Here is a 15,412-nt window from a genome sequence, read left to right on the forward strand (position 1 = left end):
TCCGGTCCGGTGATCGAACCAGCAAAAATGCGGAGAATTAAAACCGAGTCCTGGTTACCGATCTCTGACGCGGAAGGGATGTCCGTGGCGCTGACGAAAATTGGTTGAGGCCTGGTCTGTGGCGGTGGGCTCGAGGGTTGGGAAACGTGACCTAGCGGATTTGGGAACGTGCACACTGTCGGCTGGGGAATCAGCTCGCGGATAGTGCAACTTTTGGGCGCGTCAGGACGACGCAGAGTCCAGTTCGTGCAATTCGGGCCCGGACGGGTCCCACAACGCAGCCGGTACTGAGCGTTCGTCGGGTGTCCCTCAGGTAACGGATTGGAACGGATGCCGTGCACTGTCGTCAGTGCTCGGCACGCAACGCCGCGATGCCGGTCACGACGACGCGCTGGGGTGTGAAGGTGACTCGTCGTCCGGTTTGACTTTCGTCGCGCGGCCTTTCGTCCTCCCACACTAACGTGGCTGTGCCGGTTAGTTGCAGCGTTGTCCCCGTGGGGAAGTCGATGAAGAGCAAGGCTGTGGTCGGGTCGACCGTCACATTGCCCAGGCTGTTGAACAGGTTGTTGCCCGGGTAGTCCGGCCACCAGAGGCGATCGTGCTCGATGTGGACGAAGCCGGTCGGCCCGCCTCGATGGGAGGCGTCGTTGCCTGACGTCGGATGGCTGGTGCCCAGGAAGAATGTGTCGGCGTGTTCGATCAGCCGACCGTCCTCCGGTCGCAGAAGTTCGCCGGTGAAAACCGGTGTGCGGTCTGGGCCGGAAGCGTTGGCGGGGAGGCGCAGGTGGCGGTTCCGGATGAATTTCGGGCAGTTGCCGTATGCCTGGTCGACATCGATTGTCAGACCGCCGGAATCAGCCTGGGCGAGAACGCCGTTGATGCGCACTCGGCGGCGGGTGGCGAAGTCGATCACGATAAGCCCCGCGGGCTGGCGGGCCGGTAGGTCGTGGAGCGGGTCGGCGTCGAGAAAGGGGTCCTCGATGTGCAGTGTGGTCGGTGTCGCCGCCCGGAGGAAGCCGGGTTGTCCCAGCAGCGGTGAGGTCCACAGTCGGCCTGCGGCGTCGCGTGCGGTCAGGACCGCCAGCTGCGCCGCCGCCACGAAGTCAGCTGTGGCGGTGCGGAGCTGGCCGCGGGCCGCCATCGGGGCCAGCCGCTCGGCACGCGTGCGCACTCCGGCGCGTGTCTGGACGGCCAGCTCGCCGCTGTGGAATCCCACAGCGGCGGGCCGGTTTTCGTTCGTCATCTGCAGGGTCACAGGGGGTTACGACCGGCGAAGGCGACGACTCGCTGGGTGGGGGTCGCGTCCGCGCCGGCCGCGACCTCCGGACCGAAGAGATCTTGAGGTCGCAGCGCCGGGACGAGCTGCGATCCGACCGCTTCGGCCAGGGTGGCCTCGGCCTCGTCGAAGTGGATCGGCTTGCCGATGGCCACCGCCAGGTCCCAGCTGTGGATCAGCGTCGAGTAGGTGATGATGCCGATGGCCTGGCGGGCCGGCATCTCCCCGATGACGGTCAGGATGGGACGCTCCCAGTCGGTGATGGTGGTCCACGCTTGCTGTGAGCGGTCGACGGACTTCTCGACGACCGTGAGCGGCGCTGAACCGAGGATGTCGGCCCCGCTGAAAAGTTCCTGCTCGGTCGGGCCGCCCTGTCCGTCGAGGGCCGCCGCAAAGGCGTCGATCGTGGCGACAGTGTGGCTGAGCAGCGACCGCACGCTCCACCCTGAGCACGGACTGGGGGCGTCCAGATTCGACACGCTCAGAGTGGAGACCAGGTCGACCAGGCGCTTATCGGCCTGTTGCAGCAGGTCCAACGAGTTCATCCGAGTTCCTTTCGTCAACTAACGTTTGACAGCAATGTTTACCGTTAGATTTTGTACTCGCGCTGCCTAACGTTGTCAACATCTTGATAGCATTAGTTAAATGAATACCGGGTCACGGCTCCAAAGGGCGCAGGCGGCGGGATTCGTCGTGGCGGGAGAGCCCTTGGCTGTGGACTTGGCCGACACGATCATCACCAGTCGGGATCCAGTCGTCGATCTGCTTGCCGACGAGGCGGCGTGTCGGTTCTGGTGGGGCCTGCAGCAGGATCGACTACCCGACGGGACGCCGGCTCCGTCACTTGCGCTCACCATTGAGCTGCGTCAAGCAGTTCGCGAGATACTCGACGCACACATCGCCGGGATCAGTCCCAGCGCAGCGGTCGTCAATCGCGTCAACGACATCGCATCAAGCGTGGCCTGCACCCGGCAGCTGGTGCAGACCCCAGCCGGGTGGGCCGCCCTGACCACTCGCCATCCACCGGCCGACCGGTTGTACGAACTCGCGCTAGCTGCCGTCGCCGAGAGCCTTATCGATCTGCTGGTCGGGCCTGCGCACAATCGCCTGCGCAGATGTGAGAACCCGACCTGCAGCATGCTCTTCGTCGCCTCCGACCCCCGCCGCAAGTTCTGCACCCAGAACATCTGCGCCAACAGGACACGAGTGGCCCGGCACTACCACCGCCACCACCGCAACTGACCCGGGCCCCGGCCAACCGCGCCGATGCCAACTTCGCCGGCCGCGCATGCCGAGACGCCACCGCGAACACACTGCTTGTGCTCAACACGAAGTCTCGATGACTCATCGGGCGGCCGATAGCAACCATATCGTGAGAACCCGCGATGTCCGCCCGCGCCGGTCTTTCGTCCGTCGCGGGTTGTGGGCCGATCATCGCGGCTTGGACACCTGCGCCACCCATCGTGCGCCCACGCGGTGGGTATGGGTCAAGGTCAGGCCCGCTCGCTCGGTCAGCTCCGAGGCGCTGTCGAGGCCGACCGAGGCCCAGTCAAACCAGCGACCCATCCCGCTGTCGGATTCCAGGCGAACCCGTCGCTGCTTGACACCCGATGTCGCCGGGTCGAACTCGACAAGGCATTGCCCGCCGGGAGCGAGCAACCGCGCGGCGCGGGCCAACACCCGCACGGGATCGCCAGCGAGGCCGATGTTGCCATCGACAAGTAGCACGGTGCCCCAACCACCCTCGCCGGGCAACGCACTGAACACGTCGCCGCGCAGGGCAGGCGCGCCACGCTGGTTGGCGATCCGCACGGCGGTCGCGGATTGATCGATTCCCAGTGCGGGTAGCCCGCGTCGAATCAGTTGTGCGACCAGACGTCCAGGTCCGCAGCCGAGGTCGATCGTCGGACCCGTGCACAAAGACACCACCGTTTCGTCGAAGGAGTGGTCCGCGCCGTGATGGCCGAGCCAGAGATCCACCGGCAGCTCTACGCGTTCACCGTCGTCGTGGCGAAGCCAGCAGCGCTCCCCCAGAAGCGCGCGCTCGTACTGCGGTCCCAGCATCCACCCTCCAGGTACGAGTAGAGGGCGTGGCACGCCCGTGGTGTTGAGTCGCCGATCGGTCGTCGGCTCGGGATGCGTCTGCACCCAATCGCGGTGCCTGACGCGCACGGTCATTGTTATGTCCGGGTGGCGTTGGTTGCCTGGCGAGCGCCGGGCATGTGAGGATTCCGTCAGCAACGGTCGGTATCGCGCGCGGGCGGCAGTCTGCGCGCTCAGCGTTCGGGTCGTTGATGCGCGACACCTCCGCTGCCGGGGACGATCACCTCGGTGACGGTGCGTTGGTAGGCGTCGCGGCTGGCTGTGTCCCCTGAAACCTTCACCGTTCCCCAGTCGACCTCTGGGTGCCCGACCAGACGGCTGGGGATCTCGTAGAGGTTCCCGAACTGGGCGAGCTCGGTGAAGGTGCCCCCGACGTCGGGGTCTCTGTCCTCGGTGAGCCAGGGTCGTGGTGACTCGATCACCACGACGGGTGTCTGGGCGACGCCGCCAGAGATCGTGGCGATGTCGCGCACGCACGGAAACACGAACGACTGCGGCCAGCTGAGCAGAACCGGTCCGTGGCCGGCAAGAAACCGGTTCAAGGGCACGATCGAACGCAGCCGCGGTCCGGTGAACGCCAGCCAACCGAAGGCGTCGGTGCGGGCGTCGACCGCCCGGATCCGTACCCGGTCAGCGCCGCGGGGCACCTCGGCGGCATCGACACCGATCGTGCGCCACAGTGGATGGTCGGGATCCTCGCCGGCGGCCGGCCGGTCGTTCGGGGCGCGGTCGCTGAGCACACTGACCTCCGCCCCCTGGCTGCGGCCGAATTCGAAGGCGAGCGCGTTGCCGCCGTTGGTGCGCCCCGAGACCGACACCGCGATGCCGGCGTCGGGCGAGAGCACCGGCAACACGAACCAGGGGCTGGTCATGGCTGCCGTGGCTGCGACACCGGCCGCGCGGCTACCCCACAGGAAAGTCGACGTGCCTCGCCCCGGGGGGTCGGGCGGCGGGGCGCCGGGCACGAAGCCGCCGTGGGCGGTGAATCCGGCGATCGCGCCGCCGGGGTCGGGCGCGGTGTCCAGGATCGCGCCGTCGGGCAACACTTCGATGTCATCGGCCAACCCGCACGACCGGCTGCCGCCGATCCAGTGCGTGTTCATCAGGGCCAGTGAACCGGCCGGACGGCGGATGGGCGCCGCGACAAACGAGCCAACCAGCAGGGCGAGCGCCATACCGACAGCGGTCACGGCGATCATGGCGGGACCCGCGACCACCACCCGCAGGGCACCCGGCCGTCGAGCGGCGATCCCCGCTGCAGCCGACAGCGCCGCGACCAGCCCAAGCCACAACACCGGATGAGCCAGCGGCAGGCCGAGCGGTCGGGGCGCCGTGTCGGCCCACGGGACGTCATAGACCGCAGGCAGCCACCAAGCGTTCGGCCCGGCGAAGGCCAGCGCCGCCGCTCCGGCGGCCAGCGCCGATCCCACAACCCCGGCAAGAACGCCGTAACGATCGGCCGCAGCGACTCGCTGGACGAGCATCACGACGCCCACAGTGAGCAGCGCGGCGAGTAGTCCCGCCGCTGACCCCAGGTGGTAGGACCACTTCGACGGTGACAGCGCCAGCAACGCAAGCGCCGTCGCCACCACCCCCGCCAGCCGAGCACCGGGCCGGCCGATCCGATCGCCGCGGCGCAGCCCCGCCCACAAGGTGATCGGCACCATCGCGACGGACAACAAGACGGGCAGCCGCTTGGCGAAGCTGCCCTGCTGGTCGGACCCCAACAGGTACCGATAGCGCAGTGGCTCCTCGTGCCACCGCAGCGACGGCCCGAAAAAGTTGTGCCAGTCGGTGGCCACCACCACGCCATCCCAGGTTTGATCGGCGAAGACGACGGTAAGAGCCACAGCCGCGACGCAGCACAGCATCGCGACAACCGCCGACAGGTGCATGCGAGCGGATGCCGCGCGCACTGCCGCGATCAGCCGCGGGGCGAACACCATCATCGGGGCCACGACCAGAAGGCCGTTGGCACTGATCGGCACCGTGACTGCGACGACCAGCAGCAGCCAGCCCACACCGGCCGGACTGCGAGCGCGTATTGCCAGCGCAAGAACCGCCGTAACACCCAGCGCCACATACGGTTCCGGACGGGTACCGAGGTTGAACGGCAGCCAGGTCGCCAGCAGGAACAACGCCGCCAAACTGCGGACCCGCATGCTCGCCGCGACCCCGGGCAAAGCCGCGCGTAGTACCCCCCGCGTCAACACAAACCAGGTCGCGATCGCCAATGCGGTGCTGGGGCCCCGCAGCCAAAACGGCGCCACGCTGACCCCAGTCAGCGGTGCCAGCAGCTGCTGGCTCAACGCGAACGGCGCCTCGGCGGCGTTCCACCATCGATAGTAATTACCCGGGTTGCCCGTCTCGGCCTGGTTGCGCGCGATCATGGCGGCCCAGCCGTCGTCGACGGCCAGCGGACCGATCACCGCCCACCCGGCCAGCACCGCCACCACCGCGACGTCGACCCACCACAGTCGATCCCGCTGCCGCAGCCACCGTCGACGCGGCGCGGTGGGTCGCGGCAACAACCACAGCGCCGCGGCAGCCGCGATCAGCTGCACCCCGATCAGGGCGTTCTTCAGTGGACCGGGAGACGTGGTGAAGGAATCACCGACCTCGAGGCGCACCTGCATCCCGGTCGCATCGGCCGCGTCGAGGTCCGTACGGAACCCGAACACCTCAGGAACCGGGTGGCCGGGCAGCTCGATCGTGCGCCCGGAGTCGGCGTCGCGCACCGACATCCCGGCCGGTCCGGCTGCGACGTGCACGTCACATGCGACGTCGTGGCGCGCGACCGGCAAATGCACGCTGCGCCCGTCGGCGGCAACACTGATCCCGGTGCGATCACCGCCGACGGTCAGGCCTGCAGGCCCGGTACCGGTGCTCAGCGCAATGACACGTACGGCAGATGCGGTCGCGGCGCGCAGGGCCGCGCAGGGGATCGTCGCCTGCAGGTGCAGCGGTCGGTAGGGCACCACGATCGCGCTGCTGGAGACGACCGGCTGGCCGGGCACCGGCCAGGTCAGCGTCGTCGTTTGGGCCCGCACCGGACAGAATGGCAGCGCGAGGCCGGCAACGATGCCCACGAGGCCGACAAGCAGAGCCAGCCAGCCGGGAGTCGCCTCGCGTGCACGCTGTGACTCCAAGTCTGCAGTCCCTTCGGGATCGGGCCGACAGGGTTTACACACAAGGGTGTCGGTCCGTCGTGGTGGCTCGCTCGCACACCGCTTCGACGTCACGGTGCGGTCACCATTGAGCATCACGCCCGCCATCGGTCCCCCACCACAACGCCTGCACCCCGGCGCGGCAGCTGATGCAAACCCCTGATGACCTTCTGGCCATCGGCGAGGCAGGACCGCGGCAGTGAATGTTCTGCCGGCCAACAGCAAGACTCGATGAGCGAGCCGCGCGTCGGCCACAGCGGCGCGATACGTTCACCCGGTGATCGGCTCTGGACCTGCCGAAAATCGGTCGGCTAGCCGGCAGGCAGCCGGTCGGGCGACACGATCTGCAAGTTGTCCTGGCCGACGGGGTGGCTGCCGGTGATCAGCACGGTGCCTGAAGATGGATCCACTGCAACAGAATTGGGCTGTTGGACGGTGGGGACGTCAGCGATGATGCGCGGCGTCGCGGCGTCGGTCGTGTCGATCACGCGCATCAGGTTCGATGCGGTCAGGGTGACATAAAGGCGGGCACGGCGCGCATCGTAGGCCAGCCCGTACGGGTTGCCGGGACCCTCGATCCTGGAGACCTGCGAGATCTGCGGCTCGATTCGCTCGATCAGTACCGCACCACCGTCGGTGTCGGCGAGTGCAACCAGATCGGTGGACAACCCCACCACGTGGGTCAGTTTCACACCGGCCGGGCCGTGCGCGGCCAGCCGCTGCGCGGCGCCGTCGTAGACCCATAATCCGTTTCCCCGCACATCGGCGACGGCCGCGTACTTGCCCACGCCCGCAACGCCTCCCGGCTGCACCGGGCCGCCAGGAGCCGAACCGATGACCTGGCCGTCGCGGACGAAAACGACACCGCCGCCGAGTTCGTTGGTGACCACGATGGTTCCATCCGCGGTCTGAGCGGCGTCGTGCGGCTGGTGGCCGACTCCGGTCGTCCTGGCAACAACCGCGCCCTGCGAAAGCGACACCTGCAGCAGCTCGTTGGACCCCTCCATCGGCACCAGGACCGGCCCGTCCGGTCCGGCCAGACTTAGGTGCCGCGCCGCTGCGGTGGTCGAGATCCGTCGACGCACCACACCTGTCGCAGCGGTGAACAACACCACGCCATCGGGATTGCGCACCGCCACGGCCCCGACTCCGGACCGCCCGACCACGATTCCTTCCGGCGCAGCTCCGATCGACACCACCCGGCCCGCGGGCGGAGTGCGCAACTGACCCGCGGTCGCGGGCTCAGCCGGCCGCGCCGCGCCCGATGTCGGAGGCGGACTCGACGTGGACACCGGCGAGCCGGCATCGCGGCCACACCCGACCGTCACACCGACGGCCAGGCCGACGGTCAATGCGATAGATGCTATGTCCAGCGAAACCCGCATTCGTCGAGCCCGCGGCCTCAGTCGGGGTCTGCCACCGCGGTGTGCCGGACCGAGTGCTCGACACCACCGACGATCGCGGGCCTGCCGTCCGGCGGCTGTGTCGAGTCGGCGGCCCCCGCCCGCGGGTGTCGCCGCCGGCACCGCAGCGTGAGCACCGCGACGGCCAGCACGACCAGCACCACGACGGTGTCGGGAACGTGAGCGGCCAGAGCCGCGGCGGCCGTCTCGCCCCGCAGTGCGATCCTGGGATCGACGGCGGGGATGCCGGTGCTGCCACCGAAGAAGACGAATACCGCCCCGGTCGCGACAAACAGCAGCCCACCGATGGCAGACGTGGTGTGCAGGTGCAGCCGACCGACCTGAAATGCCCTCCCACGCAACCATTTCCGATGCCCGAGGTCGAACCGCTGCCACGCCGCAGTCAATAGGAACAGCGGCGCGGTCATACCGGCGGCGTAGACGGCCAGCAGCACGCCACCGCGCACTGGGGCCGCGCCGGCGGCCGCCACCGTGAGTACCGCACCCAGGATTGGGCCGGAACAGAAGCCGGCCAGGCCGTATGCCGCTCCCAGGCCGGCGGTCGATATCCAGGTGCTGCGCTGGGCCATTCGCGCCTGAAGGCGAACCACCGGCGCCAGAGTCCACCCGCCGCCGAGGATCTGAACCAGGCCGAAAACGATGACCACCGTCCCGGCAGCAACGATCAACACCCTCCGATGCTCGGTGAGGATGGCCGCCAGTCCGCCTGTGCCCGCACCCAACGGGACCAGGACCGCGGCCAGGCCGAGATAGAAGACACCGGTGCGCGCCACCATCATCGTCGGACTAGAAAAGGCGTACGCGAAGAACGACGGCAACAGCAGCGCGTTGCACGGGTTGAGCAGCGCCAGCACCCCACCCAGAAACGCAGCCAGGTAGCCGATGTCGAGCACGTCAAGGCGCCTTCACCGCGGCGGCATCGATGACCCGACGAAGCGTGTCCAAGGATTGCGCACCGATGAGCAGCTCGTCGTTGACCAGGAAGGAGGGCACGTGGGTGATGCCGAGCTGCCGTGCGTCGCTGCGGTCGCGCTCGACCGCGTCGGCGATGGCGGGGTCAGCCAAGTCGGCGACGAACCTGTCAACGTCGAGTCCCGCGTTGCGCGCCATCGCCATCAGCGATTGCTCGGTCACCGCCCCGCTGTTTTCCGGGGCCTGGTCGCGGTAAAACGCGTCGTGAAACGCCCAGAACGCCCCTTGGCGCGCTGCTGCGCGCGCGCCGCGCGCGGCCAGCACCGACTCCGGACCCAACTTGGCCAGGTCATGCCATTCGAAGCGCACCTTGCCGGTCTGCACGTAATCGCCGATCAGCACCGGCTGGCTGTCCAGATCGAACGCCCGGCAAAACGGACACTGGAAATCACCCCACTCCGCCACCACGACCGGCGCCGACACCGATCCCCTCGCGAGGGCATCGCCCTCGGACGGCTGATGCGCGCCGCGCCACGTCTGAATCGCCGAGGACGCGGCGGTGGATCGTGACGCACCGTGCTGCGTCTGTGGTTCGGACGAATGGTGGATACCGGCCACAGCAAGCACCACCACAACCGCGACCACACTCAACGCACCCAGCCACCACCGTGCACGCCCGGCCAGCCGGCGCCCAAGGGTGCCCGAGGCTCGCGGGCGTCGCGCAGCGGAAGCGCCCGACGAGTCGTTCATCATCAGATCATCCATGGTTCACCGATCGGTCAAAGTTGGATGTCGGCTGAGGCAGAACGTCTTTCGGGCATCGCGAGCACACTCGTCTTGGAGCAAGCGATGCTGACGCGAGGGTATGCATGTCCGTAACTCCTTGCAGCCGAAGGAATCTGATCAACTCACTGATTCGAAAATCGTGCTGTCTTGAATCGAACCCTACGCGCTCACCACCGGTCGAGACTTGGCGGTCACCGTTCCGTCACAATTGGCGTGATCCAATTGCTTTGCCGCGGTGCGACAATCAGGGCTGCTGCCGAAGGCGCCGGCCCCAGCGCATGCCAACCAACCAACGCATGCCAACCAAGGAGGTTCCCTCATGAATCGAATCGCATTCTCCATCGTCGGCGCCAGCCTGCTGGCCGTGGCCGGTGTTGCCACAGCCGGACCCGCGGGGGCGACGGCCGACGACACCGTCAACTCGTTGAAATCCGAGGGCTACAACGTGCAAATCAACGGGACACCAAGCGCCAACCTCTCGGCGTGCACCGTCACCGGCGTCAAGAAGGACGCTGGGGGCGCCAACCCGACCGCCTACGTCGACATTTCTTGCCCGACCGGCTGCTGACGAGGCCGCCAACCGCACCGGACGCTACGGTGCGACGGTATGCAGCGCCCGGTAGTGTACTGTCCAGTACAGGGTAGGCTGAGATGAACGGATCCACAGGATAATGTCGCTTGCCGTCGAGCAATTATTGGCCGGGTACCGGGCATCGGGCAGAGAGTTCACCGCCGCCGGGGTGCGCTCCTTTGCCCTCGATGCCGGTGCGCCGGACGCCGAGCCGGTGGTGTGCGTGCACGGGGTTCCCGCGTCGAGCTATCTCTACCGCAAGGTCGTAGCGGCCGTGGCGCACCGGGGTCTGCGCGGTATTGCCGTCGACCTGCCCGGGCTGGGTTACGCCGAACGTCCGGCGGACTTCGACTACACCTGGACCGGCCTTGGCCGCTGGTTGCTCGCGGCCGTCGACGCGTTGGAGCTCGAACGTTTCCACCTGGTGGTGCACGACATCGGAGGGCCGATCGGGTTCGAAGTCGCCGCAGCACAGCCTGACCGGATCCGGTCGTTGACCATGCTCAACACCACTGTGGCCGTTGAGAGCTTTCAGCGCCCGTGGATGATGGAGCCGTTTGCACACACGGGCGTGGGCGAGGCGTGGCTGGCGTCGCTGCAGTTGCCCGGTGTGTTCCTGTCGTTGATGCGCTACACGGGTGTCAGCCGCAAGGTTCCGGCGGCCGAAATCGCCGCGTATGTCCCGCTGTTGCTCGGCGACGACGGCGGGCGGGCGTTCCTGAAGATCATGCGAGGCTTCGAGCCGACCGCCGACAAGCAACGGCGCTACGTGTCCGCCGTACGGAACACCCCGTATCCGGTGCAGATCGTCTGGGGCGCCCGAGACCACGCCCTGACATTGCGCCACGACGGCATTCACGCGCAACTGGCATCAGGCATCGACGACCCGATCCTGTTGCCCGCCAAACATTTCCTCCAAGAGGACTACCCAGAACAGATCGCCGACGCCGTCTGCCGTCTCGCTTCGGCCGTTGACGGACAGCGTCGGTAAACCCGACACCGTTGCGAACCTGACAGTCGCCACGAACAGCCGTTACGGCGCCCGCGTCCACTCCTTGTCAAACACACAGGCAGCGACCACGCGGACAGGCGCCTCGCGCCTGAGTCGTAGTTGACCATTCGGTCAACTTGGAGCCGAAACCCTGTTCTGTGTAACGGAAGCCGGGTTGGCCGACACCACACCAACGACAGCAGACTCCCGTTTGGAGGTTAAACTCGTGGCTACCAACAATGTCCTGACCAATCCGGGCATCCACGCGAGGCTCGAAGGCCTCGCGTCTTTCGTCGCCCGCTACGGCCTGGTCGTCGTGATCGCCTGGATCGGTGCGCTGAAGTTCACCGCCTACGAGGCCGAGGGCATCCAGCCACTGGTCGCCAACAGCCCACTGTTGAGCTGGCTCTACAACCTGTTCTCGGTGCAGACCTTCTCCAATCTGCTGGGGGTTTTCGAGATCCTCACCGCGATCCTGCTGGCCGCCAAACCCATCGCGCCCAAACTCTCGGTGCTCGGCAGCGTCCTGGCGACGCTGTTGTTCCTGACGACGATCAGCTTCCTGTTCAGCACCCCCGGCGTCGCCGAAGCGGCCGGCGGCGGATTCCCCGCATTGTCGTCGACCGGTCAGTTCCTGCTCAAGGACGTCGTCCTACTCGGGGTGTCGCTGTGGACCCTGGCCGACACCCTACGTGGGTGACCCCCACGCGATCGACGATGGGCGCCATGGTCGACGCCGACTCGGCACGCCACCACCGAAGTGCGATTCGGCCCTGGGCGGCAAGCATTGTCGTACACCGTCAGGTCATGGTGACGAAACGCCGACAGCCGCGAAATCGCCCATTACCCACCGCAGCCTCGACTGTACTGTTTAGTACACTATCTTTGTCACTTGCGGGCCCGCCACGAACTTTCTGAAAGGCAGTACTTCTCATGAGAAAAGCCAACGTCGTCGGCCCGGGCACTGTGGTGGCACCCCGGGAACTGGTCACCGTATCCGGAGAGACGGTGCGCATCCCGGATCCCGACCGCCTTGTCCATCTGCAGTTGCGTCGCTTCGCGGGCTGCCCGATCTGCAACGTGCACCTTCAGTCGATGGCGCGGCGTTACGACGAGATCGCCGCGGCCGGCATCCGTGAGGTGGTGGTGTTCCACTCCAGCGATGACGAACTGCGCCGCCACGGGGTCGAGCTGCCGTTCGCGGTCATCGGCGATCCGGCCAAGCTGCTCTACGACGAGTTCGGTGTGGGTTCCTCGCGGCGGGCCATCCTCGACCCCCGCGCCCTCGCCCCGGTCGTGGCCCAGCGGATTCGCCAACTCCTCAAGCGGGGCGACCCGACCCCGACACCGGTCTACAACAACGACCCGATCGGAGGCACCCTGGGGCTGCCGGGAGACTTCCTGATCGGCTCGGACGGCAAAGTGGTCGCCGCCAAACGCGGAATCCACGCCTACGACCAGTGGTCGGTCGACGAACTGCTGGCCCACGTGCGGTGACACCGGCCGCGGTCGCGCCGTGCCGGTCGGCCAGGGTTGCTTCTATATCCTTTTCGGGATGTCCGCATTGCGACCGACCGGCACGGCGCGCCCGCTCCCAGCGACCGCGCGCGGTCAGCGTGCGCGCGCACAGATCGTGGACGCCGCGGCCACGTTGATGTATCACAACGGCGTGAGCACCACCAGCCTCGACGACGTGCTGACCGCCGCGGGCGCCGGCAAGGGCCAGATGTATCACTATTTCGACGGCAAGGCCGACCTGGTGGCCGCGGTGATCGAGCGGCAACTGGAGTTGGTGCTCGCCGCGCAGCAACCCGAACTCGACCACACCGACTCCTGGCAGGGCATCGACGCGTGGATGGCCCGCATCGTGCGCGAGCAATCCCGAAGGGGCGGCCCGTTCGGGTGTCCGTTGGGAACGATCGCGGCCGAGTTGAAAAACGATGACACGTTTGGCCCCAGCCTGGATGCCGCGTTCGCTCGGTGGGAAGCCCCCCCTGGCGCGCGGGCTGAAGGCGATGAAGGATCGCGGCGACCTGGTGCACACGGCGAAACCGGCGCGCCTGGCCGCCATGGTCATCGCCGCCCTGCAGGGCGGGATGTTGCTCGCCCGTGTGCGCGGAAACGTCACCGTGCTACGCGACACCCTCGACGGCGCGGTCACCGAACTTCACCGCTGGGCGGCTACTTCAGCACCCGCCAAACCCGGATCGGCCCGCCGCAAGCGCCAAACCCGTTGAGCCGTCAGAACTCTCGCTGGCCTGCGCTGAGGTAATCCTCAAGACTTTGACGGATCGCTGCGCGTCCGCGGTGCAGCAGCACCCGTTGATTGCCCGCGGTGATGTCGAGCACCTCGCAGACCTCCGCGGCGTCGAACCCGAGAAGGTCGCGCAGGGTCACCACGGCGCGTTGTCCCTCGGGTAACTTGTCCAGCTCACGCCGGGCAACCTCCAACAACTCGCGATGCAGAACCGAGCCCTCCGGGCTGTCCGGGAACGGCGCCGGCGGCTGTTTCCACGAGCCGGCGCCGGGCTCGCCGGGACGGTGAAAGCGCGCTGGATCCACGGTGGCCGCACCGAAGTCGGTGAGGGTCTCGTTGCGCCGATGATCGCGAACCCCGCGCTGCTTGGCGATGTTTGTCAACACCGCAAAGAGCCACGTCTTGAGCGAGGATCGGCCCTCAAAACCCCTAATGCCCTTCACCACGGCGATCCAAGTCTCTTGCACCACGTCCTCGGCTGTCGGGTGATCGGAGACGTAGGCGCGTGCGACACGCAACAGGGCGGGCGTGTGCTCGTCGACCAGTTGAGCAAAGGCACGCTGATCACCCGCGCGAAGCCCCGTGACCAACGCCTGCTCACCGGCGATCCGGGTTACCATGAGCCCGCCGTCTCGGCGAAGGCGGCCAGCAGCCGGGCGCGGTAGACCGGATCGAGGTGCTCCTCACGGATGCCGCCCAGAGTGCCGACCGTGGCGTGCAACTGGTCCAAATAAGCGGCGCAGCCCTCACATCCGTGCAGATGCGTCTCAAAGCGCGCGCGATCGTCGGCATCGAGCGCGTCCTCCAGATACGCCGTGACCAGCTCGACCATCTCCTCGCACCGCAGCGGGCGCGACCGCATCACCCCGCGCCGCCGCCACCACCACCGCATCCGGCCAGCCTTAGACGTCATTTCTCGCCCTCGACAATCATCGGGTCCCCAGATCCCCGGTCGGCGCGGCGGAATGCCGGGCCGATGAATTCAGCGTGACACGGCCAACGGGTCGTTGCCACCAGCCGTCACACTTTCGTCACGGCGCCACCTTGAGCACCTCGTGGGCGAGGAGCTCGCCGCGATCCTCCTGCAGGAAGTGCGATGCGCCTTCGATGCGCACCTGATCGATGGCGCCGGGGATGAGGTCACAGAACACCTGACCAGCTCGGGGGAAGGGGAAGATGGGGTCCTGGTCGGAGAACGCCACCAGGGCCGGCTTCTGCCACCGCGACAGCTGGTCGATGACCGCCCGCATCTCGTTGGCCCCGACGTCGTCGCCCGTGATGGGGACAAGCAGCGGGAAGCGGGCCGCCCCGGCTTTGGACTCGGGCGTGGGGAAGGGCGCGTCGTAGGCGGCGACGACGTCGTCGGCCAGGTCGGTGGCCGTCGCACCCTGGATCACCATTCCGACCGGGAGGTCGGGGTTCTTCTCGGCGAACTCGCGCCAGGACAGGAACCCTTTGGACACCCGCCCCGTGAACAGCCCGGTGTTGAAGATCGCCAGTGCAGCCACGCGATCGGAGTGCTCGACGGCCCAGCGCAGGCCGATCGGGCCGCCCCAGTCCTGCACCACGGCCGTCGCCTGCTGCACGTCGAGGCGATCGAGCACCGCGCTGACGATCTGCACGTGCCGGTCGAAGGTGTACCAGTTCGGGTCAGTCGGCTTGTCCGAGCGCCCGAAGCCGGCGTAGTCCGGCGCAATGACACGGTGGCCCGCGGCCACCAGCGGGCCGATCATCTTGCGGTACAGGTAAACCCAACTCGGCTCGCCGTGAAAACACACGATCGGCGTGCCCTCGCGCGGGCCCTCGTCGAGGTAATGGATCCGCAGACCGTCAACGTCGACATAGTGCGGCGTGAAGTCATAGCCAGGCAGGTGGGCGAATCGGCCCTCCGGGGTCCGAAAAACTTCAGGCAGGCCAACGCTCAT

General features: G+C 67.4%; 16 protein-coding genes. 6 read left to right on the top strand and 10 right to left on the bottom strand.

Annotated elements, in window-relative coordinates; all coding sequences use genetic code 11:
* Positions 1–346 precede the first annotated feature (346 nt).
* Positions 347–1,141, bottom strand: a complete 795-nt coding sequence (locus AWB94_RS15735; RefSeq protein WP_079612721.1) for a pyridoxamine 5'-phosphate oxidase family protein — start codon at positions 1,139–1,141, stop codon at positions 347–349.
* 110 nt (positions 1,142–1,251) lie between these two features.
* Complete coding sequence (locus AWB94_RS15740; protein WP_023363549.1) at positions 1,252–1,821, bottom strand: TIGR03086 family metal-binding protein; 570 nt, start codon at positions 1,819–1,821, stop codon at positions 1,252–1,254.
* 100 nt (positions 1,822–1,921) lie between these two features.
* Here AWB94_RS15740 and AWB94_RS15745 point away from each other — a divergent pair, with 100 nt between their 5' ends.
* Entirely contained in the window at positions 1,922–2,518 is a 597-nt protein-coding gene (locus AWB94_RS15745) for a CGNR zinc finger domain-containing protein (protein ID WP_023363551.1), read from the top strand.
* Positions 2,519–2,707: 189 nt separating this feature from the next.
* On the opposite strand, the gene AWB94_RS15750 is transcribed toward AWB94_RS15745, so the two are convergent.
* The 5 genes from AWB94_RS15750 to AWB94_RS15770 all read right to left on the bottom strand — a co-directional run bounded on the left by AWB94_RS15750 (position 2,708) and on the right by AWB94_RS15770 (position 9,527).
* Positions 2,708–3,340: a class I SAM-dependent methyltransferase gene (locus AWB94_RS15750; RefSeq protein ID WP_023363553.1), complete on the bottom strand. Its 633-nt coding sequence runs from the start codon at positions 3,338–3,340 to the stop codon at positions 2,708–2,710.
* Positions 3,341–3,552: 212 nt separating this feature from the next.
* Positions 3,553–6,528 (bottom strand): arabinosyltransferase domain-containing protein, encoded by a 2,976-nt coding sequence (locus tag AWB94_RS15755; protein ID WP_023363415.1) that lies wholly within the window; start codon positions 6,526–6,528, stop codon positions 3,553–3,555.
* Positions 6,529–6,857: 329 nt separating this feature from the next.
* Complete coding sequence (locus tag AWB94_RS15760; protein WP_225337107.1) at positions 6,858–7,898, bottom strand: NHL repeat-containing protein; 1,041 nt, start codon at positions 7,896–7,898, stop codon at positions 6,858–6,860.
* Between the two features lie 50 nt (positions 7,899–7,948).
* A complete protein-coding gene (locus AWB94_RS15765; RefSeq protein WP_023363419.1) occupies positions 7,949–8,863 on the bottom strand; it encodes a cytochrome c biogenesis CcdA family protein in 915 nt (304 codons plus the stop codon).
* A gap of 1 nt (position 8,864) precedes the next feature.
* The gene (locus AWB94_RS15770) at positions 8,865–9,527 is read right to left on the bottom strand and encodes a DsbA family protein (RefSeq protein ID WP_050485427.1); all 663 of its coding nucleotides are present in this window, start codon (positions 9,525–9,527) and stop codon (positions 8,865–8,867) included.
* A gap of 460 nt (positions 9,528–9,987) precedes the next feature.
* On the opposite strand from AWB94_RS15770, the gene AWB94_RS15775 reads away from it, so the two are divergent.
* From AWB94_RS15775 to AWB94_RS15795, 5 genes are all read left to right on the top strand, one after another.
* Positions 9,988–10,236: a hypothetical protein gene (locus tag AWB94_RS15775; protein WP_023363423.1), complete on the top strand. Its 249-nt coding sequence runs from the start codon at positions 9,988–9,990 to the stop codon at positions 10,234–10,236.
* 103 nt (positions 10,237–10,339) lie between these two features.
* Positions 10,340–11,230, top strand: a complete 891-nt coding sequence (locus AWB94_RS15780; RefSeq protein WP_023363425.1) for an alpha/beta fold hydrolase — start codon at positions 10,340–10,342, stop codon at positions 11,228–11,230.
* 226 nt (positions 11,231–11,456) lie between these two features.
* Complete coding sequence (locus AWB94_RS15785; protein WP_023363427.1) at positions 11,457–11,930, top strand: YkgB family protein; 474 nt, start codon at positions 11,457–11,459, stop codon at positions 11,928–11,930.
* Between the two features lie 233 nt (positions 11,931–12,163).
* A complete protein-coding gene (locus AWB94_RS15790) occupies positions 12,164–12,727 on the top strand; it encodes a peroxiredoxin-like family protein (protein ID WP_023363428.1) in 564 nt (187 codons plus the stop codon).
* A 58-nt stretch (positions 12,728–12,785) separates the two neighbouring features.
* Positions 12,786–13,502, top strand: coding sequence for a TetR/AcrR family transcriptional regulator (locus AWB94_RS15795; RefSeq protein WP_307188177.1), 717 nt, complete (start codon positions 12,786–12,788; stop codon positions 13,500–13,502).
* On the opposite strand, the gene AWB94_RS15800 is transcribed toward AWB94_RS15795, so the two are convergent.
* From AWB94_RS15800 to AWB94_RS15810, 3 genes are all read right to left on the bottom strand, one after another.
* The gene (locus AWB94_RS15800; protein WP_023363431.1) at positions 13,472–14,107 is read right to left on the bottom strand and encodes an RNA polymerase sigma factor; all 636 of its coding nucleotides are present in this window, start codon (positions 14,105–14,107) and stop codon (positions 13,472–13,474) included. The two genes, AWB94_RS15795 and AWB94_RS15800, sit on opposite strands and share 31 nt — an antisense overlap.
* Positions 14,101–14,400, bottom strand: coding sequence for an anti-sigma factor family protein (locus tag AWB94_RS15805; protein WP_306341108.1), 300 nt, complete (start codon positions 14,398–14,400; stop codon positions 14,101–14,103). Before AWB94_RS15805 ends, AWB94_RS15800 begins: the two co-directional genes overlap by 7 nt.
* Before the next feature lie 118 nt (positions 14,401–14,518).
* Entirely contained in the window at positions 14,519–15,412 is an 894-nt protein-coding gene (locus AWB94_RS15810) for a haloalkane dehalogenase (protein ID WP_033718784.1), read from the bottom strand.

Source organism: Mycolicibacterium canariasense (genome assembly GCF_002101555.1).
Lineage (GTDB): Bacteria > Actinomycetota > Actinomycetes > Mycobacteriales > Mycobacteriaceae > Mycobacterium > Mycobacterium canariasense.

Excerpts from the sequence above, each read along its gene's own strand:
- AWB94_RS15745 (WP_023363551.1), top strand. The coding sequence starts at position 1,922 with ATGAATACCGGGTCACGGCTCCAAAGGGCGCAGGCGGCGGGATTCGTC.
- AWB94_RS15735 (WP_079612721.1), bottom strand. The coding sequence starts at position 1,141 with ATGGCGGCCCGCGGCCAGCTCCGCACCGCCACAGCTGACTTCGTGGCG.
- AWB94_RS15750 (WP_023363553.1), bottom strand. The coding sequence starts at position 3,340 with ATGCTGGGACCGCAGTACGAGCGCGCGCTTCTGGGGGAGCGCTGCTGG.
- AWB94_RS15805 (WP_306341108.1), bottom strand. The coding sequence starts at position 14,400 with ATGACGTCTAAGGCTGGCCGGATGCGGTGGTGGTGGCGGCGGCGCGGG.
- AWB94_RS15810 (WP_033718784.1), bottom strand. The coding sequence starts at position 15,412 with ATGAGCGTTGGCCTGCCTGAAGTTTTTCGGACCCCGGAGGGCCGATTC.
- AWB94_RS15775 (WP_023363423.1), top strand. The coding sequence starts at position 9,988 with ATGAATCGAATCGCATTCTCCATCGTCGGCGCCAGCCTGCTGGCCGTG.
- AWB94_RS15780 (WP_023363425.1), top strand. The coding sequence starts at position 10,340 with ATGTCGCTTGCCGTCGAGCAATTATTGGCCGGGTACCGGGCATCGGGC.
- AWB94_RS15790 (WP_023363428.1), top strand. The coding sequence starts at position 12,164 with ATGAGAAAAGCCAACGTCGTCGGCCCGGGCACTGTGGTGGCACCCCGG.
- AWB94_RS15800 (WP_023363431.1), bottom strand. The coding sequence starts at position 14,107 with ATGGTAACCCGGATCGCCGGTGAGCAGGCGTTGGTCACGGGGCTTCGC.
- AWB94_RS15740 (WP_023363549.1), bottom strand. The coding sequence starts at position 1,821 with ATGAACTCGTTGGACCTGCTGCAACAGGCCGATAAGCGCCTGGTCGAC.
- AWB94_RS15795 (WP_307188177.1), top strand. The coding sequence starts at position 12,786 with ATGTCCGCATTGCGACCGACCGGCACGGCGCGCCCGCTCCCAGCGACC.